Genomic DNA, 20,709 nt, shown 5'->3' on the forward strand with positions numbered 1-20,709 from the left:
TCATAAGATCGATTTATGACCTGTAGGAGCGAGGCTTGCCCGCGAAGAATGCGCCGCGGTTTTTCAGATAGACCGGTTATCGTTCTTCGCGGGCAAGCCTCGCTCCTACAAGGGCGGGGTTATCAGGCGAGTTCGGGGATGGTGGCGTAGGCGTGTTCCAGCAACACGGTGAAGCGGTTGAACGCATTAATTGCGCCTTTATCCAGCTCGGCTTCTTCCTGCTCGGTGAGTTCCAGACCGTCCAGCGTCTTGACGAAGCTTTTCCAGCCTTCAGCGCGGCCACCGGCCGGTTCGCCGAGGTGACGGGCGCCGAAGGTTTCGCTCAGGCCCAGGCCGACAGCCCGTTTGATCAGGAACGCTGCACCGAGCTTCGAGCCTTCGGACACAAACAACCAACCCAGCGCTTCGGCTTTGCTCGGGGTGTTCACTGCGCCCGCGACAGGCGCCGGCACTTCGGTGTCCAGATCGGCCAGGTCAGCCTTGGCCGCCTCGGCACGGCAGCGCGCCGCCAGATCGGGAACGATGGTGATCAGTTCGGCATCGTTGTACAGCGCCACCAGCTCCGACTGGAACAGATATTGCGCCACCACGAAACGGGCGAAATTGGCCTGGGTTTCGAACGGCGCGTGGGCTTTGACCAGTGCATCGAGTTTGGTGTGGGGCTCATGGGTGATCTGGTTCAAGCGTTGCGAACGCAAAGCCGGGCGTTGAGCAGTGTCCTGGTTAGTCATGAGAAATCCTTGAAGAAAAGAGGCGCTTGGTAACGAGACGAACAAGAAGACGCCTGAGCGTAAAAAAACCTCACCGCGCGGCTCTATAAAAAGCCGCGCAGTGAGCGTGCAGGATCAGATGTCCCAGACCAGATTGACCGCGAAGTTGCGACCCGGCTGAGTCAGGCGATCAAGGTTGGCCGGGCTGAGGACCGAAGCCTCGCCGACGCCGTCGTAACCGCGCACGTCATCCCACAGCCAGTACTTTTTGTCGGTCAGGTTGTAGACCCCGGCGCTGACAGTCACGTCGTCCGTCACTTTGTAGAAACCGGTCAGGTCCAGCACGCCGAAGCCCGGCGATTTGAACTGGCTGCTGACGCCGTCCGGCGACTTGAATTTGGTGTCGTCGACACGATCCTTCTTTTTCACCAGCGTCCAGCTGAGCAAACCACCGTAGTTGTCCTGGTCGTAACCGAGGCCGAACACGCCGGTCAGCGGGTTGACGCTGTTGATCGGTTCGCCGTTGTCGTTGTTGCGACCGTAGGCGTAGGCCACCGAGCCCTGGGTGTACAGACCTTGTGGCGCGCCGAAGACGTCGAGGTTCAGGCGTCCCTTGACCTCTGCGCCCTTGATCGTGGCGCGCTTGATGTTGGCGCTCTGGAAGGTCAGCTCGTTGTAACCGGGGGAGATGGCATCCTCTTCGATGAAGTCGCGGTACTTGTTGTAGAACACAGCCACATCGAAGGAGCCCGATTCGAATTGACCGCGCAGACCGGTTTCAAAACCTTTGCTGGTTTCCGGGTCGAGGTTCGGGTTGGGTTCCACGCGATAACCGGTGGTGGTGTTCTCGAAGCGTCCGTACAACGCCTTGGCGGTCGGTGTGCGGAAACCTTCGGCGTACTGGCCATACCAGGTGTACTGGTCAGTCAGGGCGTAGGTCAGGCCGAATTTCGGCGACACGCGATGCCAGGTTTTGGAGTCGTTGCTGACGGTGCCGCGGCCATCGGCCGCCACGGTGTTCAAGAACTCCTGGGTGATGTGCGGCTTGAGCTCGGTGTAGTCGTAGCGCAGCCCCGGCAGGAAGGTCCATTTGTCCCAGCTGATCTGATCCTGGGCGAACAGGCTGTAGGTGTTGACGGTCGGATCGGGGAAGTCGCTGGATTTTTTCAGCACGTCTGCGGTGCTGACGGCGCCGAGGGTTCGGCAGGAGCCAAAGACCGCGAGGCAGGTGCCGTTGCCGCTGCGCGAACCGGTGACTTTCTGCTGCTTGATCGTGGTGCCGTAGGTCAGCAGGTGCTCGGTGTCGGCAAGACTGAAAGCCTTGTCCAGTTGCGCGTCAAACACCCACTGCTTTTCTTCATAAAGGGTTTCGCGGGTGCGCAGCACTTTGCGTGAGATCGGGTAGTAGAACTCTTCGGTGCTCTGGTCGGTCTTGGCGACCTGGTGGTTCAGGCTCCACTTGACGTTGTCTGCCAGCAGACTGTCGAGGGCGAAGCTGTGTTCCAGGCCGAAACGCTCGCGGGTGACGGTGTCGTTACCGGTGCGCCACTGGTACATGCCGCCCGGCAGGACGCTGGCCGGAATCGCCGGCTGGCCTTTGTCGAACGGACCGCCGTAGGCGCTTTTCTGATCGGTGTCGCGGTCGTCCTTGTACTTTTCATACGTCAGGCCCAGGCGCGAATCTTCGTTGTAGTTCCAGCCGATCTTGGCCAGCACGTTGTAGGTTCGCACGTCCTCCGGGTTGGCCGCAGTGCGCGCCAACCCGGTGCCGTTGTTGTTGCCGTAGGATTCGGTTTCATGACCGTCGCGCTGGCTGTAATGCAGCAAGCCATCGAACTGATCGGCGCGGCCAGCCACCGTCGCGGACTTCAGCCAGCTCTCGTCGGCGGAGCTGTAGCCGGTTTTCAGGCGGGCGCCGACGTCTTTGCCGGGTTTGATGATGTCGTCCGGGTCGAGGGTGAAATAACTAACCGCACCGCCTATGGCGTTGCTGCCGTACAGCACCGAGGCCGGCCCACGGAGGATTTCGACGCGTTTGATGATCTCCGGGTCGACGTAGTTGCGCTGGGTCTTGGCGTAAGGGCCGTTGAAGAAGTCGTTCGGCACTTCGACGCCGTCGACCTGGGTCAGGATCCGGTCGCCGTCGATGCCGCGGATGTTGTAGCCGCTGATCCCGCCGCGCTGGCCGGCACCACCGACCGAAACGCCCGGTTCGTAACGCACGAGGTTCTTGATGGTGTTGACGTTGTTGCGGTCCAGCTCTTCGCGGGTGTGAACGGTGACGGTGCCCGGCACGCTTTCCACGGTTTGTTCCTGGCGGGTGGCGCTGATGGTCACCTGTTGCAGATTGAGGGCGCCGCTGCTCGGGCGCTTTTCCAGGACGATGTTGTTGTTGCCCAGTTTGCGATAGCTCAGGTTGGTCCCCACCAACAGGCGATCCAGGGCTTTCTCCGGCGACAAGGACCCGCGCACACCCGGCGAGGCCACGCCTTGCCCAAGTTCTGCCGGCAAGCCGACCTGCCAGCCCGTCACCGCGGTAAAGGCATTGAGTGCCGAGACCAGCGACTGTTGCGGGATCGCAAACGCGTAATCGCCCATGTTGCGCGTCGGTTGCTCGGCGGCGGTGGCGGCCATCAGCGGCGCGCTACCAGCCATGAGGATGGCGGCGGTCAGCAGCGAGAGCACGCGGGACGGTGAAGAGGAGTGGCGGGTAAGGCGAGAGGACATCGATAGCGCTCCGAGTCGCACGAATCTTTATAGGTGCTGATTGGCATATGAAGATGCGAATCAATTGCATTGGCTATAACGAGACGTACGAGCTTCAGCTATCGAGTAAAAATAATTCTCATTTAGTTCAGGATCACCAGAGCCGGATATTCCTGGAGCCGCGCCGAGGTGATGTGCGCCAGCGAGCGGACCACGTCCAGCGGCTGGTCGAGACGGTAATTGCCGGTCACGGCGACGTCGGCCAATTGCTCGTTGTTGTTGATGATCCAGCCTGGATAGTAGCGACGCAGCTCCGCCAGCACCTGGCTCATCGGGCAGTTTTCAAACACCAGTCGGCCCTGGACCCAGGCCAGGTCAGTCGCGGCATCGAGCCTGGCCGGCCGGTCGAAACCGTTGGGGCCGATGCGGATGCTTTCGCCGGCAGACAGGCGAATCCGTGCGTCGTCGCGGGTCGCCCGCAAGTCGACATCACCACGCTGCACTTGAACCTGCGTCACGCCATCGAGGTAGCGCACCGCAAACGCGGTGTCGTGCACGCTGGCCTTCACCGGTCCGGCGTCGATTTCCAGCGGCTGGCCGCGATGGGCCGGCACGTCGAAAAACGCTTCGCCCTGATAAAGACGGGCGACGCGCTGCTGATCGTTGATGGTGCTGGAAAACGCTGAATTGGTATTGAGCAGGACTTTCGAGCCGTCCTCCAGTTGCAGGCGCTGACGCTCACCGACCACCGTCAGGTGATCGGCCTGGAGACGCAGGGGCAGGTTGCTGAAACTGAACAGGCCGAGGATCAACACGGCAGCGGTGGCCAATGGTTTCCAGTGCGGGCGCAGGCGCGACAACACGGTGACTTTGGGTGGTTGCGCGGCCAGGTGCTGCGCGCATTGCACGACTTGCGGGCCGTCCCAGATGGCCTGGGCCTTGGCGAACGCTTGCGCATGCAAAGGGTCGGCGTCCAGCCATGCCTGGAACTGGCGAGACTGTTCTTCGCTCGGACTGCCCAGCACGATCAGCCAGTCCAGGGCCTGGTCCATCGCACTTGCGGAGTCCCGCGCCGGGGAGGGCGGAGGGGAGCGGTGGGTGTCCGTCACGGTGTTTCCTCGGCAGTGTCTGTGCACGGCTGTTTTTTAGTGGAGCTTGAAAGTGGGCAAGGGTAGCAAAGCCTTGCTTGCTCAGTCGCCGTTTAACCGTTCGGCGACACCGATGCAGATGGCCATGATCAGCTTCAACTCCTTTTGCACCGTGCTCAATGACACGCCGAGCTTCTCGGAAATCTCCAGATAGCTGTGCCCGTGCAAACGGCTGAGAATGAAAATCTGCTGCTGACGGGCGCTGAGTTCACTGAGGCTCACGTTCAAACGCTCCAGCAATTGTTTGGCATGGGCGGCGTCCTCGGCACTGCTGGCTGGCGCGGCAATGCTTTCCACCACGTCCATCGGCACGTCGTCGAGCATCGTCCGGGACTGAATGCGCCGAGCACGCAAATGGTCCAGCGCCAGGTTGCGGGCGGTCTGGAAAACAAAGGGTTCAAGGTGGTCGATGGCCCGTTCGCTGAGCGCACGGGTCACGCGCAGGTAGGTCTCCTGCAAGAGGTCTTCGGCGGTGCTGTGATTGTTGACCATCCGCTCCAGCGTGCGCAGCAGAGAGACGCGCTGGGCGATGAAGACGTGATTGAAGCGCGATTGACTCACGGGAGGACCTGATCCATTTTGATCAAATGATAATGCTTATCATCCGCTACGATGGTCAAGTCCTGATTTGTGAAGGTTTATGCGCGGCCCAGCAAATAGGTCGCGTAATCGGGAATGCGATGGGAATGCGCCTGATCCATCAACGGGCTGCTGAGCAGGTAGTCGGCGCTGCATTCATTGCAGGCGACGGGAATGTTCCAGACTGCCGCGACCCGCAGCAATGCCTTGATGTCCGGGTCATGGGGTTGCGGTTCGAACGGGTCCCAGAAGAACACCAGCATGTCGACCCGCTGCTCGGCGATTTGCGCGCCGAGTTGCTGGTCGCCGCCCAAGGGGCCGCTGATCATGCTTTCCACGGGCAGGTCGAGGCGTTGTTGCAATAACAAACCCGTGGTGCCGGTGGCGACCAGTTCATGTAGCGCGAGCTTGTCTTTGTGCCGCTCGGCCCAGTCCAGCAGGAACACCTTGCAGTGGTCATGGGCGACCAGGGCGATGCGTTTGCGCGCGGCGACGGTTTTTTGCGTGAAGCTGATACCGATCATGGGGTATTCCGTAGGCAGGTTACCGACGATGGTTGAGTACGCCATCGCCTGTAGGCGCGAGCGGTGCGGCGACCCGACTTGCCCGCGAACCGAGCGGCGCGATGTATCTGTTAGACCGCGTCATCGTTCTTCGCCGGCAAGCCTGGCTCCTACAGAGTCGGGTACGGCGCAACAGGCACAGAGTTACTCAGCGTTGCAAAGCGCCAGGCAGTTATCGAGCATGCGATTGGAGAAGCCCCATTCGTTGTCGTACCAGGCCAGAACCTTCAGCAGCTTGCCGCTGGACTTGGTGTGGTTGGCGTCGAAGATCGACGACAGCGGGTTGTGGTTGAAGTCGCTCGAGACCAGCGGCAACGTGTTGTAGCCCAGAATCTTCGAATGCTGGCTGGCTTCCTTGAGCAGTGCATTCACTTCATCGGCCGACGCCTCGCGCTTCAGTTGCACGGTCAGGTCCACCAGCGACACGTTGATCACCGGCACACGCACGGCCATGCCGGTCAGTTTGCCCGCCAGTTCCGGCAGCACCAGGCCGACCGCTTCGGCCGCACCGGTCTTGCTCGGGATCATGTTCTGGGTGGCCGAACGGGCGCGGTACGGGTCGGTGTGGTAGACGTCGGTCAGGTTCTGGTCGTTGGTGTAGGCGTGGATGGTGGTCATCAAACCACTTTCGATGCCCAGTTCGCGGTGCAGCACCTGGGCGACCGGAGCCAGGCAGTTGGTGGTGCACGACGCGTTGGAAATAATCTGGTGCGATTGGCGCAGAATGTCGTGGTTCACCCCATACACCACGGTGGCGTCGGCGCCTTTGGCCGGTGCAGAGATGATCACTTTGCGCGCGCCGGCCGTAATATGCGCGGCGGCTTTGGCCCGGTCGGTGAACAAACCGGTGCATTCGAACACGAAATCAATCTTTTCCGCAGCCCACGGCAGCTCGGCCGGGTTACGAATGGCGCTGACGGAAATCCGGTCGCCATTGACGGTCAGGCTTTCCTGATCATGCTGGACATCGGCGTCGAACGTGCCGTGAACAGTGTCGTACTTGAGCAGATGAGCGTTCATCGCGCTGTCGCCCAGGTCATTGATTGCAACGATCTGCAAATCCTGACGGTAGCCTTGGGTATACAGTGCGCGAAGGACGTTGCGGCCGATACGGCCAAAACCATTGATTGCGATTCGAAGAGTCATTTAACAGGGCCGCCGTCGTTTTGTTGTTGGAATTACAAGATTATTCGCATAAAAATAGAAAACAAGCCTTTTTAGTGGCAATATTTTGTTCAATCTACAACGAGTGACCTGAATCAACTGGTCCGAATGATCAAGAAAGCCGTTTGTCATCCCATCAACAACGGCTCTTGTTCAGCATAGACAATCAGGTCGCCACATCCGTTAGCCTGGAGTTCTACACATGCATCCCCGCGTCCTTGAGGTCACCGAACGGCTTATCGCCCGCAGCCGCGCAACCCGCGAGGCTTACCTTGCGCTCATTCGCGGTGCGGCCAGCGACGGTCCGATGCGCGGCAAGCTGCAATGCGCCAACTTCGCCCACGGCGTGGCCGGTTGCGGCACCGAAGACAAGAACAGCCTGCGAATGATGAACTCCGCGAACATCGCGATTGTTTCGTCATATAACGACATGCTCTCGGCGCATCAGCCGTACGAAGTCTTTCCTGAACTGATCAAAAAAGCCCTGCGCGAAATCGGCTCCGTCGGCCAGTTCGCCGGCGGCACCCCGGCGATGTGCGATGGCGTGACCCAAGGCGAGCCGGGCATGGAACTGAGCCTGCCAAGCCGTGAAGTGATCGCGCTGTCCACCGCTGTTGCCCTTTCCCACAACATGTTCGATGGCGCGCTGATGCTCGGCATCTGCGACAAGATCGTGCCGGGCCTGATGATGGGCGCGTTGCGCTTCGGTCATCTGCCGATGATTTTCGTACCGGGCGGGCCGATGGTCTCGGGCATTTCCAACAAGCAGAAAGCCGATGTGCGCCAGCGCTATGCCGAAGGCAAGGCCTCGCGCGAAGAGCTGCTGGAATCGGAAATGAATTCCTACCACAGCCCCGGCACCTGCACCTTCTACGGCACCGCCAACACCAACCAGTTGCTGATGGAAGTCATGGGCCTGCACTTGCCGGGCGCCTCTTTCGTCAACCCGAACACGCCGTTGCGCGATGCCCTGACCCGCGAAGCGGCGCATCAGGTCACGCGCCTGACCAAGCAGAATGGCAACTTCATGCCGATCGGCGAAATCGTCGATGAGCGTTCGCTGGTCAACTCCATCGTGGCGCTGCACGCCACCGGCGGTTCGACCAACCACACTTTGCACATGCCGGCGATTGCCATGGCGGCGGGCATTCAACTGACCTGGCAGGACATGGCCGACCTCTCCGAAGTCGTGCCGACCCTGAGCCACGTCTACCCGAACGGCAAAGCCGACATCAACCACTTCCAGGCGGCGGGCGGCATGTCGTTCCTGATCCGCGAACTGCTGGAAGCCGGCCTGCTCCACGAAAACGTCAACACGGTTCTGGGCCACGGCCTGAGCCGCTACACCAAGGAACCGTTCCTCGATAACGGTGAGCTGGTATGGCGCGAAGGCGTCACCGACAGCCTCGATGAAACCATCCTGCGTCCAGTCGCTCGAGCGTTCTCGCCCGAGGGCGGCTTGCGCGTGATGGAAGGCAACCTCGGTCGTGGCGTGATGAAAGTCTCGGCAGTCGCCTTGGAAAACCAGATCGTCGAAGCACCGGCAATGGTGTTCCAGGATCAACAGGATCTGGCCGATGCGTTCAAGGCCGGTTTGCTGGAGAAGGACTTTGTCGCGGTGATGCGCTTCCAGGGCCCGCGCTCCAACGGCATGCCGGAACTGCACAAAATGACGCCGTTCCTCGGCGTGCTGCAGGATCGCGGCTTCAAAGTCGCGCTGGTCACCGATGGGCGCATGTCCGGCGCCTCGGGGAAAATCCCGGCGGCGATTCACGTCAGCCCCGAAGCTTATGTGGGCGGCGCTTTGGCGCGAGTCCAAGAGGGCGATATCATCCGCGTCGATGGCGTCAAAGGCACCCTGGAGCTTAAGGTGGACGCCGAAGAATTCGCAGCGCGCACGCCGGCCAAGGGCCTGTTGGGCAACAACATTGGCACCGGTCGCGAGCTGTTTGGTTTCATGCGCATGGCCTTCAGCTCCGCAGAGCAGGGCGCCAGCGCCTTTACTTCTGCCCTGGAGACGCTTAATTGAAACTGGCTTTGGTCGGTGACATCGGTGGGACCAACGCACGTTTCGCGTTGTGGAAAAACCAGCAGCTGGAATCGGTCCAGGTGCTGGCAACGGCAGATTTTCCCAGCCCGGAAGAGGCGATCAGCGTCTATCTGAACGGGCAGGGGCTGGCTCCGGGTTCGATTGGTTCCGTGTGTTTGTCAGTGGCCGGCCCGGTGAGTGGTGATGAATTCAAGTTCACCAACAATCACTGGCGCCTCAGTCGCAAGGCGTTCTGCCAGACCCTGCAAGTGGAGCAACTGCTGCTGGTCAACGACTTCTCGGCGATGGCGCTGGGCATGACCCGTTTGCAGCCGGGCGAATTCCGCGTGGTTTGCGAAGGCACGCCGGAACCGTTGCGCCCGGCGGTGGTGATTGGTCCGGGCACGGGGTTGGGCGTCGGTACTTTGCTCGATCTCGGCGAAGGGCGTTTTGCTGCATTGCCGGGCGAGGGTGGCCACGTCGATTTGCCGTTGAGCAGCCCGCGTGAAACTCAGTTGTGGCAGCACATCTTCAACGAGATTGGGCATGTCAGCGCGGAAACGGCGTTGAGTGGCAGCGGCTTGCCGCGCGTCTATCGGGCGATTTGCGCGGTGGATGGGCATACGCCTGTGCTCGAAACGCCGGAAGCGATTACCGCCGCCGGCCTGGCGGGTGATCCGATTGCGCTGGAAGTGCTGGAACAGTTCTGCTGCTGGCTCGGTCGCGTGGCGGGCAACAACGTGCTCACCACGGGCGCGCGCGGTGGCGTGTTTATCGTCGGTGGAGTGATCCCACGGTTTGCCGATTTCTTCCTCGAAAGCGGTTTTGCGCGGTGCTTTGCCGACAAGGGTTGCATGAGTGATTACTTCAAGGGGATTCCGGTGTGGCTGGTGACGGCGCCGTATTCCGGGCTGGTGGGCGCGGGTGTGGCCCTCGACCAGGCATAAGGACCGCGTCGTTCTCTTCGCGGGCAAGCCTCGCTCCTACAGAAGCACCGGAGCAACCTGTAGGAGCGAGGCTTGCCCGCGAAGAGGCCGGAACAGACACATAGATTTATGATCGATCAGGCATAATCCTCAAATTCAAACAACAAGGACGCCGCCCCGTGAGCTCAGTCAACAAGTCGATTTTGTTGGTCGATGACGATCAAGAGATACGCGAGTTGCTGGACACCTACCTGACCCGTGCGGGTTTCCAGGTACGTACCACGCCCGACGGCGCCGGTTTCCGCCAGGCGTTGAACGATGCGCCGAGCGATCTGGTGATCCTCGACGTGATGCTGCCCGACGAAGACGGTTTCAGCCTCTGCCGCTGGATCCGCCAGCACCCGCGTCAGGCGCAAGTGCCGATCATCATGCTCACCGCCAGCTCCGACGAAGCCGACCGCGTCATCGGCCTGGAACTGGGCGCCGACGACTACCTTGGCAAACCCTTCAGCCCCCGTGAATTGCAGGCGCGGATCAAAGCCTTGTTGCGTCGTGCGCAATTCGGTCAGGAACGTTCCGGCAGTGAAGTGCTGGCCTTCGATGACTGGCGGCTGGACATGGTCAGCCATCGGCTGTTCCACATTGATGGCGAAGAAGTGATTCTCTCCGGCGCCGATTTCGCCCTGCTGAAACTGTTCCTCGATCACCCCCAGGAAATCCTCGACCGCGACACCATCGGCAACGCCACCCGTGGCCGCGACCTGATGCCGCTGGACCGGATCGTCGACATGGCCGTCAGCCGTTTGCGCCAACGCCTGCGCGATACCGAAAAACCGCCGCGACTGATTCGCACCGTGCGCGGCAGCGGTTATCAGTTGGCGGCCAATGTGGTTGCCAGCAATGGTCACTGAGGTGTTGCGCAAGCTCGCGGCAAAGGTTCCGGTCCCGCGTTCGCTGCTCGGGCGGATGTTGCTGCTGACCTTGCTGGCGGTGTTGTTCGCGCAGACGTTGTCGAGCGTGATCTGGGTCTCGCAATTGCGTGCCACGCAGCTGGAAGGCCTGGTCACCAGCGCCCGCAGCCTTGCCCATTCGATGACCGCCAGCGTCAGTTATTTTCGCTCGTTGCCGGTCGCGTTCAGGCCGCTGGTGCTCGACCAGTTGCGAAGCATGGGCGGCACCCGTTTCGTGGTGACCCTCAACGACAAACCGCTTGGCATGGAAGTGCTGCCGATCACCCCGCGCAAAGCGGCGGTGCTCAAAGCGGTGGACGAAGTGCTGCGTCAGTCGCTCGGCCAGGACACCGATATCTCGGTGACCTTTGTCAGCCCCGAAGACCTGCGGATCTTCAACGGTGGCCTGAAACTGGATGAGCTGCCGCGTTCCTGGGCGCACTACGCATTGACCCTTGAGCCGGTGAATCCGCCGGTGCTGGTCACGCAAATCCAGATGGCACCGGGCGAGTGGCTGTACATCGCCTCGCTGTTGCCCGAGCCCTACACCAGCCTTGAAGAGCAAGGCCTGCCGGCGCAGCAAGTCTGGTTCATCGTCCTCACCAGCGGCTTTTTGCTGTTGTTCATCGGCTTGCTGGTGCATTGGCAGAGCCGACCGCTCAAGCGTTTGGCACGGGCGGCGCGGGACATGTCCCTCGGGGCGGAAGTCGAGCCGGTGGCGGAGGGCGGCGGCAGTGAAGTGGTGGAAGTGGGGCGCGCCTTCAATGCGATGCGCGAACGTATCAGCCGTTACCTGACTGAACGCAGCCAGTTGTTCAGCGCGATTTCCCATGATTTGCGCACGCCGATTACCCGCTTGCGCCTGCGTGTCGAATTGCTGGAAGACGAAAAGCTGCAAGCCAAATTCGGACGAGATCTCGATGAGCTGGAGTTGCTGGTCAAAGGCGCGCTGCAATGCGTGAAAGACACTGACATCCACGAAAACATCGAACAGGTGGACCTCAACCATGTGCTCGATTGCCTGGTGGAACCGTATCTGGCGCCTAACGGCAATGGTCGCGTGACCCAGCAGGGTCGGGCGCTGGCGGCGTATCCGGGCAAACCGCTGGCGCTCAAGCGCTGCATCGGCAACCTGATCGACAACGCCTTGAAGTACGGTCAGAACGCGCACCTGCACATCGATGACGACGAGAACGCGTTTGTCCTGCATGTCGATGACGAAGGGCCGGGTGTGCCGGAGCAGCGGCTGGAGCAGGTGTTCGAGCCACACTTCCGGTTGGCCGGGCAGCAGCAGGGTTATGGCTTGGGATTGGGCATTGCGCGCAACATTGCCCATAGCCATGGCGGGGAAGTCAGCCTGCAAAACCTGCGTGAAGGTGGGTTGCGGGTGACGCTCCAATTGCCTCGATCAATCGACTGAAAAAACACAAATCCCTGTAGGAGCCAGCTTGCTGGCGATAGCGTCATTGAAAACGCCATCGCCAGCAAGCTGGCTCCTACAAAATGTCACCATTCGGTGACATAACTCGCCCCCTTCGTTACAAGCCCGCCACCGCCCGTTGTTTAGACTGCCCGCAGTCATAACAACAAAAAAGGCACCCCATGGACACCTTCCAACCCGCTTTCAGCAGTTGGCTGAACGCACCGGCCCATCAGCAATGGCTCGCCGCCGAAGGCCTGCGCCTGCTGGCATTCGCCAAGGCTTCGAAGCTCCCCGAGGGCTTCGGCAATCTCGACGAAAAGGGCTGTCTCCCGGCCAACGCCCATGCCGAAACCATGAACACCGCGCGCATGACCCACAGCTTCGCCATGGCGCACATCCAGGGCCTGCCGGGTTTCGCCGAGCTGGTGGATCACGGCATCAATGCCCTTCGCGGGCCGTTGCGCGATGCCGAGCATGGTGGCTGGTTCGCCACCGCGCATCCCCTTGACGACAACACCGGCAAGGCCGCTTACCTGCACGCTTTCGTTGCCCTGGCCGCCAGTTCCGCCGTGGTGGCGCGGCGTCCCGGCGCACAGGCCTTGCTCGATGACGCGATTAACATCATCGACACGTATTTCTGGAGTGAGGAGGAGGGCGCAATGCGCGAATCCTTCAATCGCGACTGGCGTGAAGAGGAACGTTATCGCGGCGCCAACAGCAACATGCACGCCACCGAAGCCTTCCTCGCGCTGGCCGATGTCACGCAAGACAATCGCTGGTTGTGCCGCGCGCAACGGATCGTCGAGCGCGTGATCCATGGTCACGCCGCCGCCAACGATTACCTGGTGGTCGAACATTTCGACCGCGACTGGCAGCCGTTGCGCGACTACAACCACGACAACCCGGCCGACGGTTTCCGTCCTTACGGCACCACGCCGGGACACGGCTTCGAATGGGCCCGGCTGTTGCTGCACCTCGAAGCTGCGCGAGTACAGGCCGGGATGCTGACGCCCGGTTGGCTCGCCACTGACGCGCAAAAACTCTTCGAGCACAACTGCCGCCACGGCTGGGATATCGACGGGCTGCCCGGGATTGTCTACACCCTCGATTGGGATAATCGCGCGGTGGTTCGCCATCGCTTGCACTGGACCCATTGCGAAGCCAGCGCCGCCGCCAGCGCGCTGCTTAAACGCACGGGCGATGAGCAATATGAAACCTGGTACCGACTGTTCTGGGAATTTTGTGACAGTCATTTCATCGACCGCTGCGAGGGCAGTTGGTATCACGAGCTCGATCCGCAGAACCGTCCGAGCGCCGATATCTGGGCCGGCAAACCCGATCTCTATCACGCCTGGCAAGCCGTGTTGATTCCGCGCCTGCCGCTGGCGCCGAGCATGGCCAGTGCCTTGGCGAGTCTGTCCCAGAGCGGTTCTATGTAACCATGCGGTGACATTCACGCGTCCCTTCGTTACCTGCGAGGGGATGACTCCTGTTTAAAATCCTATGCAGCGCAAGCACCAGACTTGCATGCATAACAACAAGAAAGGTACTACTAGATGAATGCGATTTCTCGCCTCGCTACTGTCATTTCTCTCGCGTCGCTGCTTCCCCTCAGTGCATTTCCTCTCAGTGGCCTTGCCGCCGATTCCAAAGGTTCGGTGGAAGTTGTTCACTGGTGGACGTCGGGTGGTGAAAAAGCAGCGGTCGATGTCCTCAAGGCTCAAGTCGAAAAAGACGGCTTCACCTGGAAGGACGGCGCAGTCGCCGGTGGTGGTGGTTCCACGGCCATGACCGTACTGAAAAGCCGCGCAGTCGCCGGTAACCCGCCGGGCGTTGCCCAGATCAAGGGTCCGGACATCCAGGAGTGGGGCAGCACTGGCCTGCTCAGCACCGACACCCTGAAAGACGTTTCCAAGTCCGAAGGCTGGGATAACCTGCTGATCAAGAAAGTCTCCGACACCGTCAAATACGAAGGCGACTACGTGGCCGTTCCGGTGAACATTCACCGTGTGAACTGGCTGTGGATCAACCCGGAAGTGTTCAAGAAAGCCGGGATCGACAAAGCCCCGACCACCCTCGAAGAATTCTACGCCGCCGGCGACAAGCTCAAAGCCGCCGGCTTCATCGCGCTCGCCCACGGTGGTCAGCCTTGGCAAGACAGCACCGTGTTTGAAGACGTGGTGCTCTCGGTCATGGGCGCCGATGGTTACAAAAAAGCGTTGGTAGACCTGGATCAGAAAACCCTGTCCGGGCCGGAAATGACCAAGTCGTTCACCGAGCTGAAAAAACTCACCGGCTACATGGACCCGAACCGCGCCGGTCGTGACTGGAACATCGCTGCCGCCGAGGTCATCAACGGCAAGGCCGGTATGCAGATGATGGGCGACTGGGCGAAAAGCGAATGGACTGCGGCGAAGAAAGTCGCCGGCAAGGACTACCAGTGCGTGCCGTTCCCGGGCACCGAAAAAGCCTTCACCTACAACATCGACTCGATGGCTGTATTCAAGTTGAAAGCTGATCGCAAGGGTGACATCGCCGCCCAGCAAGACCTGGCCAAGGTTGCTCTGGGGACCGACTTCCAGAAAGTCTTCAGCATCAACAAAGGCTCGATCCCGGTCCGTACCGACATGCTGAACGAGATGGACAAGCTCGGTTTCGACGCCTGCGCTCAAACCGCCGCCAAGGACTTCCTGGCGGACGAGAAAACCGGCGGCCTGCAACCAAGCATGGCGCACAACATGGCCACTTCCCTGGCTGTGCAAGGCGCGATCTTCGACGTGGTCACCAACTTCATGAACGACAAGGACGCTGACCCGGCCAAGGCCAGCGCCCAACTGGCATCGGCTGTCAAAGCCGCCCAGTAATCCCTGAGGCCGCAGGCTCGCCTGCGGCAATTTTCTGGGACCGTTCCCCTTGTAGGAGCGAGGCTTGCCCGCGAAAGCAGTCTGACATTCAACAGAGTTGTCGACAGTTACGCCGCCTTCGCGGGCAAGCCTCGCTCCTACAGATACTCACTTCTCCAATGGATTATCCCGATGAGCTCTGTGGCGGTTTTCAGCAAAGCCTCACCGTTCGATGCGCTGCAACGCTGGTTACCCAAGTTGGTACTCGCGCCAAGCATGCTCATCGTGTTGGTTGGTTTCTACGGTTACATCATTTGGACATTCATACTGTCCTTCACCAATTCCAGCTTCATGCCGAGCTACAAATGGGTCGGCCTGCAGCAATACATGCGCCTGATGGACAACGATCGCTGGTGGGTCGCGAGCAAGAACCTCGCGCTCTTCGGTGGCATGTTCATCGGCATCAGCCTGGTATTGGGCGTGTTCCTCGCGGTGCTGCTGGACCAGCGCATTCGCAAGGAAGGCTTCATTCGCACCGTTTACCTGTACCCGATGGCGCTGTCGATGATCGTCACCGGTACGGCCTGGAAATGGCTGCTCAACCCTGGCCTGGGCCTGGACAAGATGCTGCGTGACTGGGGCTGGGAAGGCTTCCGTCTCGACTGGCTGGTGGATCAGGATCGCGTGGTGTACTGCCTGGTGATCGCTGCCGTGTGGCAAGCCTCCGGGTTTGTGATGGCGATGTTCCTGGCCGGTCTGCGCGGTGTCGATCAATCGATCATCCGTGCCGCGCAAGTCGACGGTGCGAGCCTGCCGACCATCTATTTGAAGATCGTCCTGCCGAGCCTGCGCCCGGTGTTTTTCAGCGCCTTCATGATCCTCGCGCACATCGCAATCAAGAGCTTCGACCTGGTGGCGGCGATGACGGCGGGCGGTCCCGGCTACTCGTCCGACCTGCCGGCGATGTTCATGTATTCCTTCACCTTCAGCCGTGGCCAGATGGGCATCGGTTCGGCCAGCGCCATGCTGATGCTCGGTGCCGTGCTGACCATCCTCGTGCCGTACCTGTACTCCGAGCTGCGAGGCAAACGCCATGACTAATCAACTCGGAAAACCGACGCTGAGTTTCAGCCGTATCGCGATTTACGCCACGCTTCTGCTGGCCGCTGCGGTGTACCTGATTCCGCTGATCGTGATGCTGCTGACCAGCTTCAAATCCCCGGAAGACATCCGTACCGGCAACCTGCTGAGCTGGCCGACCGTCATTGACGGCATCGGCTGGATCAAGGCCTGGGACGTGGTCGGCGGGTACTTCTGGAACTCGGTGAAAATCACCGTGCCGGCGGTTTTTATCTCGACCTTCATCGGTGCCATGAACGGCTACGTGCTGTCGATGTGGCGCTTCCGTGGCTCGCAGTTGTTCTTCGGCCTGCTGCTGTTCGGCTGCTTCCTGCCGTTCCAGACCGTGCTGTTGCCGGCCTCGTTCACCCTCGGCAAGTTCGGCCTGGCCAACACCACCACCGGTCTGGTGCTGGTGCACGTGGTCTACGGGCTGGCGTTCACCACGCTGTTCTTCCGCAACTACTACGTGAGCATTCCGGATGCGCTGGTCAAGGCTGCACGCCTGGATGGCGCAGGCTTCTTCACGATTTTCTGGAAGATCCTGCTGCCGATGTCGATCCCGATCGTGATGGTCTGCCTGATCTGGCAGTTCACCCAGATCTGGAATGACTTCCTGTTCGGCGTGGTCTTCGCCAGTGGCGATGCCCAGCCAATTACCGTGGCCCTGAACAACCTGGTCAACACCAGCACCGGGGCCAAGGAATACAACGTTGATATGGCCGCCGCGATGATCGCCGGGCTGCCGACACTGCTGGTCTACATATTCGCTGGCAAGTATTTCCTGCGTGGGCTGACGTCCGGCGCGGTCAAGGGGTAGAAACATGGCAACTCTCGAATTACGCAACGTCAACAAGACCTACGGCGCCGGTTTGCCGGACACCCTGAAAAACATCGAACTGAAGATCGATGACGGGGAATTCCTGATCCTGGTCGGCCCATCGGGCTGCGGTAAATCCACGCTGATGAACTGCATCGCCGGCCTGGAAACCATCAGCGGCGGCGCAATCCTGGTGGATGACGCCGACATCAGCGGCATGAGCCCCAAGGATCGCGACATCGCCATGGTGTTCCAGTCCTACGCGCTGTACCCGACCATGAGCGTGCGCGACAACATCGCTTTCGGCCTGAAGATTCGCAAAATGCCCGCCGCCGAAATCGATGAAGAAGTTGCTCGCGTCTCCAAGCTGCTGCAGATCGAACACCTGCTGAGCCGCAAGCCCGGCCAGCTCTCCGGCGGTCAGCAACAGCGTGTGGCGATGGGCCGTGCCCTGGCGCGGCGGCCGAAGATTTACCTGTTCGACGAACCGCTGTCCAACCTCGACGCCAAGCTGCGCGTCGAGATGCGCACCGAAATGAAACTGATGCACCAGCGCCTGAAAACCACCACGGTCTACGTGACCCACGACCAGATCGAAGCGATGACGCTGGGCGACAAAGTGGCGGTGATGAAGGACGGGATCATTCAGCAGTTCGGCACGCCGAAAGACATCTACAACAACCCGGCCAACCTGTTCGTGGCGAGCTTCATCGGTTCGCCGCCGATGAACTTCATTCCCCTGCGTTTGCAACGCAAGGACGGTCGTCTGTTGGCGCTGCTCGACAGCGGTCAGGCGCGCTGCGAATTGCCGTTGGGCATGCAGGACGCCGGTTTGGAAGATCGCGAAGTGATCCTCGGCATGCGCCCTGAGCAGATCGTGCTGGCGGGCAACGAGGCCAATGGTTTGCCGACCATTCGCGCCGAAGTGCAGGTCACTGAACCGACCGGTCCGGACACGCTGGTGTTCGTCAATCTCAACGACACCAAAGTCTGCTGCCGCCTGGCACCCGACGTTGCGCCGGCCGTGGGCGAGACCCTGACCCTGCAATTCGATCCATCGAAAGTGCTGCTGTTCGATGCCAAGACCGGGGAGCGCCTGGGGGTGGCCGGTCTGCCAAAAACTGAAGTTCACAGCGCCAACGTCACCCAGTTCAAAAACCGCTGAAGATCAAAAACTGTAGGAGCCAGGCTTGCCGGCGAAAGCGATTTCAGTGACGCCTTCGCCGGCAAGCCTGGCTCCTACAGGGGGGATATGCGGTGGGCGGCCTGTCGCGCATCGCAACCGATGTAACCGCGTTAGATAAAAACAGTTAATAACAATAAAACGAGGATGTAGGGATGAAGAAGAACAACAACGCTCAGCTTATCTGCCAGTTGTCGGCAATTGCGGCAATGATGTTGGCCGGTAGTGTGCACGCGGCTGACGCGTTCAGCGCTGATTCCGAATGGATGACCGGTGATTGGGGTGGTGAGCGGACCAAGCTGATCGAGCAAGGCATCGACATCAAGATGGACTACGTCGGTGAAGTGGGCAGCAACCTTCACGGCGGCTTCAACGACGACAAGACAGCGCGTTATGCCGACCAGTTTGGTTTGGGCGTGGCACTGGACCTGCAAAAATTGTGGGGCTGGGATAACACCCAGGCGAAGATCCAGCTGACCAACCGTAACGGCGAAAACATCTCCAATGACCGTGTCGGCGACCCGCGTGCCGGCACCTTGAGTTCCTCCCAGGAAGTCTACGGTCGCGGCCATATGGTCCGTCTGACCCAGTTGTGGATCAAGCACCAGTTCCTCGACGGCAAACTGGACGTCAAGGCCGGTTACTTCGGCGAAGGCGAAGACTTCAACACCTTCCCTTGCGAGTTCCAGAACCTGGCGTTCTGCGGTTCCCAGGTGGGTAACTGGGCGACCAACATCTGGTACAACTGGCCGGTCATGCAGGCTGCGGTCCGCGTGAAGTACAACATCTCGCCTGAGTTCTATGCGCAGATCGGCGCGTACAACCAGAACACGTCGCAACTGGAGCACGGTAACGGCTTCAAGCTCAGCGGCAGTGGTACCAACGGCACCGTCCTGCCGGTCGAACTGGTCTGGTTGCCTAACCCTAACAACCTGCCGGGCGAATACCGTGTCGGTTACTACAAAAGCACGGCTGATGCCAATGACGTTCGTGAAGACGACAACGGTGCTGATGCTGCCACCAGCGGCAACGCTTACCGCAGCCACGACAGCAAGTCCGGCTACTGGTTCGTGGCGCAGCAACAGCTGACCGACCACAACGGTGACAAGAGCCGCGGCCTGACCGTTTCGGCCAACGCCACGTTCCACGACAAGGACACCAACTTCGTCGACAACTACCAGTCGTTGATGTTTGTGTACAAAGGCCCGTTCGATGCTCGTCCGAAAGATGACGTCGGTATCGGTTTCGCGCGTATCCATGTCAACGATGACGTGAAGAAAAACGCCGAGCTGGTCAACGCCGCCAACAATGTCACGGACTACAACGATCCACGGTTCTCGCCACTGCGTACCACCGAATACAACTACGAGATCAACTACGGCTTCCACGTTACCAACTGGCTGACCGTGCGTCCCAACCTGCAATACATCACTCACCCGGGCGGTGTGGATGAAGTCGATAACGCGCTGGTCGCCGGCCTGAAAATTCAGTCGGTGTTCTAACGCTGTTGCGATAAGCTCCTCTCTATGTGCGCATTTTTGCGGACAGCCCAGGCTGTCCGCTTTTTTTTGGGGGCGGCGCACCCCGGTGACAGCTGATTTTCAGGACCGTGGCACATGCATGAGCATCCGCTACAACGCTTCTTCAAATCCTTGCGCGAACGTCCGGTGTTTGCGTGGGAGCGCTATCAGATGCGCGACGTTCTGGTGATCGATCACCCGCTGTGTCAGGCGGTGTTCAGTCGTCAGGGCGCGCAGTTGCTGCACTTTCAGCCCAAGGGCCAGAAGCCCTGGCTCTGGTGCGCGGCGAAGTGGCCGCATGTCGGTGCTATTCGCGGCGGCGTGCCGGTGTGCTGGCCGTGGTATGGCCGCCATCCGAGCGAAAACGCCTGGCCGTCCCATGGCTGGGCGCGCTTGCTGGACTGGAAGCTGCTCGACAGCCGTCATGACGATGACGGCGTGCGCCTGCACTGGCAATTGCAGCTGTGCGACTGGCAAGTGGACCTGCATGCGCACCTTGGCGAACGCATGGAGTTGCGCCTGAGCACCGAGCATCAGGACAGCCTGCCGTGCCAATTGAGCCAGGCATTGCACGCCTATTGGCGTATTGGTGATGTCGGTGAGATAGCGCTGTCTGGGCTCGACGGGGCGCAAGGTTACGACCAGTTGAACCGCCAGGTTTGTCAGCAGGAAGGCGAGTTGCGGGTAGAGGGTGGCTGTCAGCGGGTGTTCCAGCATGACGGCGAATTGCAGCTCAAGGACCACGCCTGGCAGCGGCAGTTGTGCATCGATACCGGGGATGATGCGGACACGGTGGTCTGGCATCCGGGGACGCGTCCGCTATTGGGCGTGAGCTGGAACGAGATTTCCGAATTTGTGTGTGTGGAAGCGGCGAGCGGCGGGACCGATAGCCTGAGCCTGGCACCGGGGCAGAAGGCGCATTTGAGTTTGCAGGCGCGGGTGGGGGTTTAGTTCAGGGTTCGCGGTGTTGCCGCTGGCCTCTTCGCGGGCAAGCCTCGCTCCTACAGGTCACCCTGAACCTGTAGG

17 protein-coding genes are annotated in these 20,709 nt (G+C 60.4%); 11 read left to right on the plus strand and 6 right to left on the minus strand.

The genetic code is table 11. The annotated features are described in order from the left end of the window. Positions 1-122: 122 nt before the first annotated feature. The 6 genes from KGB27_RS26005 to gap all read right to left on the minus strand — a co-directional run bounded on the left by KGB27_RS26005 (position 123) and on the right by gap (position 6,852). Positions 123-731, minus strand: coding sequence for a biliverdin-producing heme oxygenase (locus KGB27_RS26005; protein ID WP_223556809.1), 609 nt, complete (start codon positions 729-731; stop codon positions 123-125). Between the two features lie 114 nt (positions 732-845). After that, the gene (locus KGB27_RS26010) at positions 846-3,437 is read right to left on the minus strand and encodes a TonB-dependent receptor (RefSeq protein ID WP_223481613.1); all 2,592 of its coding nucleotides are present in this window, start codon (positions 3,435-3,437) and stop codon (positions 846-848) included. A gap of 122 nt (positions 3,438-3,559) precedes the next feature. After that, positions 3,560-4,525 (minus strand): FecR family protein, encoded by a 966-nt coding sequence (locus tag KGB27_RS26015; protein ID WP_223556811.1) that lies wholly within the window; start codon positions 4,523-4,525, stop codon positions 3,560-3,562. An 81-nt stretch (positions 4,526-4,606) separates the two neighbouring features. Further along, positions 4,607-5,125: an RNA polymerase sigma factor gene (locus KGB27_RS26020; protein WP_008038635.1), complete on the minus strand. Its 519-nt coding sequence runs from the start codon at positions 5,123-5,125 to the stop codon at positions 4,607-4,609. A gap of 77 nt (positions 5,126-5,202) precedes the next feature. Continuing rightward, a complete protein-coding gene (locus tag KGB27_RS26025) occupies positions 5,203-5,667 on the minus strand; it encodes a methylglyoxal synthase (protein WP_223556812.1) in 465 nt (154 codons plus the stop codon). Between the two features lie 183 nt (positions 5,668-5,850). Beyond that, positions 5,851-6,852, minus strand: a complete 1,002-nt coding sequence (gene gap / locus KGB27_RS26030; RefSeq protein WP_223556813.1) for a type I glyceraldehyde-3-phosphate dehydrogenase — start codon at positions 6,850-6,852, stop codon at positions 5,851-5,853. Between the two features lie 220 nt (positions 6,853-7,072). On the opposite strand from gap, the gene edd reads away from it, so the two are divergent. The 11 genes from edd to KGB27_RS26085 all read left to right on the plus strand — a co-directional run bounded on the left by edd (position 7,073) and on the right by KGB27_RS26085 (position 20,634). After that, the gene (edd, locus tag KGB27_RS26035) at positions 7,073-8,899 is read left to right on the plus strand and encodes a phosphogluconate dehydratase (protein ID WP_008038612.1); all 1,827 of its coding nucleotides are present in this window, start codon (positions 7,073-7,075) and stop codon (positions 8,897-8,899) included. Further along, positions 8,896-9,846: a glucokinase gene (locus KGB27_RS26040; protein WP_008031013.1), complete on the plus strand. Its 951-nt coding sequence runs from the start codon at positions 8,896-8,898 to the stop codon at positions 9,844-9,846. The genes edd and KGB27_RS26040 overlap by 4 nt, the downstream gene beginning before the upstream one ends. 158 nt (positions 9,847-10,004) lie before the next feature. After that, a complete protein-coding gene (locus tag KGB27_RS26045; protein ID WP_008031015.1) occupies positions 10,005-10,736 on the plus strand; it encodes a response regulator in 732 nt (243 codons plus the stop codon). After that, positions 10,726-12,195, plus strand: coding sequence for an ATP-binding protein (locus KGB27_RS26050; RefSeq protein ID WP_192229115.1), 1,470 nt, complete (start codon positions 10,726-10,728; stop codon positions 12,193-12,195). Before KGB27_RS26045 ends, KGB27_RS26050 begins: the two co-directional genes overlap by 11 nt. A gap of 182 nt (positions 12,196-12,377) precedes the next feature. Next, positions 12,378-13,637: an AGE family epimerase/isomerase gene (locus tag KGB27_RS26055; RefSeq protein ID WP_223556814.1), complete on the plus strand. Its 1,260-nt coding sequence runs from the start codon at positions 12,378-12,380 to the stop codon at positions 13,635-13,637. Positions 13,638-13,754: 117 nt separating this feature from the next. After that, entirely contained in the window at positions 13,755-15,062 is a 1,308-nt protein-coding gene (locus tag KGB27_RS26060; protein ID WP_008032967.1) for an ABC transporter substrate-binding protein, read from the plus strand. A 171-nt stretch (positions 15,063-15,233) separates the two neighbouring features. Then, positions 15,234-16,142: a carbohydrate ABC transporter permease gene (locus KGB27_RS26065; RefSeq protein WP_008032969.1), complete on the plus strand. Its 909-nt coding sequence runs from the start codon at positions 15,234-15,236 to the stop codon at positions 16,140-16,142. Beyond that, positions 16,135-16,980, plus strand: a complete 846-nt coding sequence (locus KGB27_RS26070; RefSeq protein WP_008032971.1) for a carbohydrate ABC transporter permease — start codon at positions 16,135-16,137, stop codon at positions 16,978-16,980. The genes KGB27_RS26065 and KGB27_RS26070 overlap by 8 nt, the downstream gene beginning before the upstream one ends. Before the next feature lie 4 nt (positions 16,981-16,984). After that, positions 16,985-18,145, plus strand: a complete 1,161-nt coding sequence (locus KGB27_RS26075; protein WP_223556815.1) for an ABC transporter ATP-binding protein — start codon at positions 16,985-16,987, stop codon at positions 18,143-18,145. Between the two features lie 173 nt (positions 18,146-18,318). After that, positions 18,319-19,665 (plus strand): carbohydrate porin, encoded by a 1,347-nt coding sequence (locus KGB27_RS26080; RefSeq protein WP_192229117.1) that lies wholly within the window; start codon positions 18,319-18,321, stop codon positions 19,663-19,665. 114 nt (positions 19,666-19,779) lie between these two features. Further along, positions 19,780-20,634 carry a D-hexose-6-phosphate mutarotase gene (locus KGB27_RS26085; RefSeq protein WP_008038602.1) on the plus strand — a complete coding sequence of 285 codons (855 nt, stop codon included), beginning with the start codon at positions 19,780-19,782 and terminating at the stop codon, positions 20,632-20,634. The last annotated feature ends 75 nt before the right edge of the window (positions 20,635-20,709 follow it).

Origin of the sequence: Pseudomonas sp. BF-R-01 (genome assembly GCF_019946615.1) — a bacterium.
In the GTDB taxonomy this organism is placed as follows: Bacteria; Pseudomonadota; Gammaproteobacteria; order Pseudomonadales; family Pseudomonadaceae; genus Aquipseudomonas; species Aquipseudomonas migulae.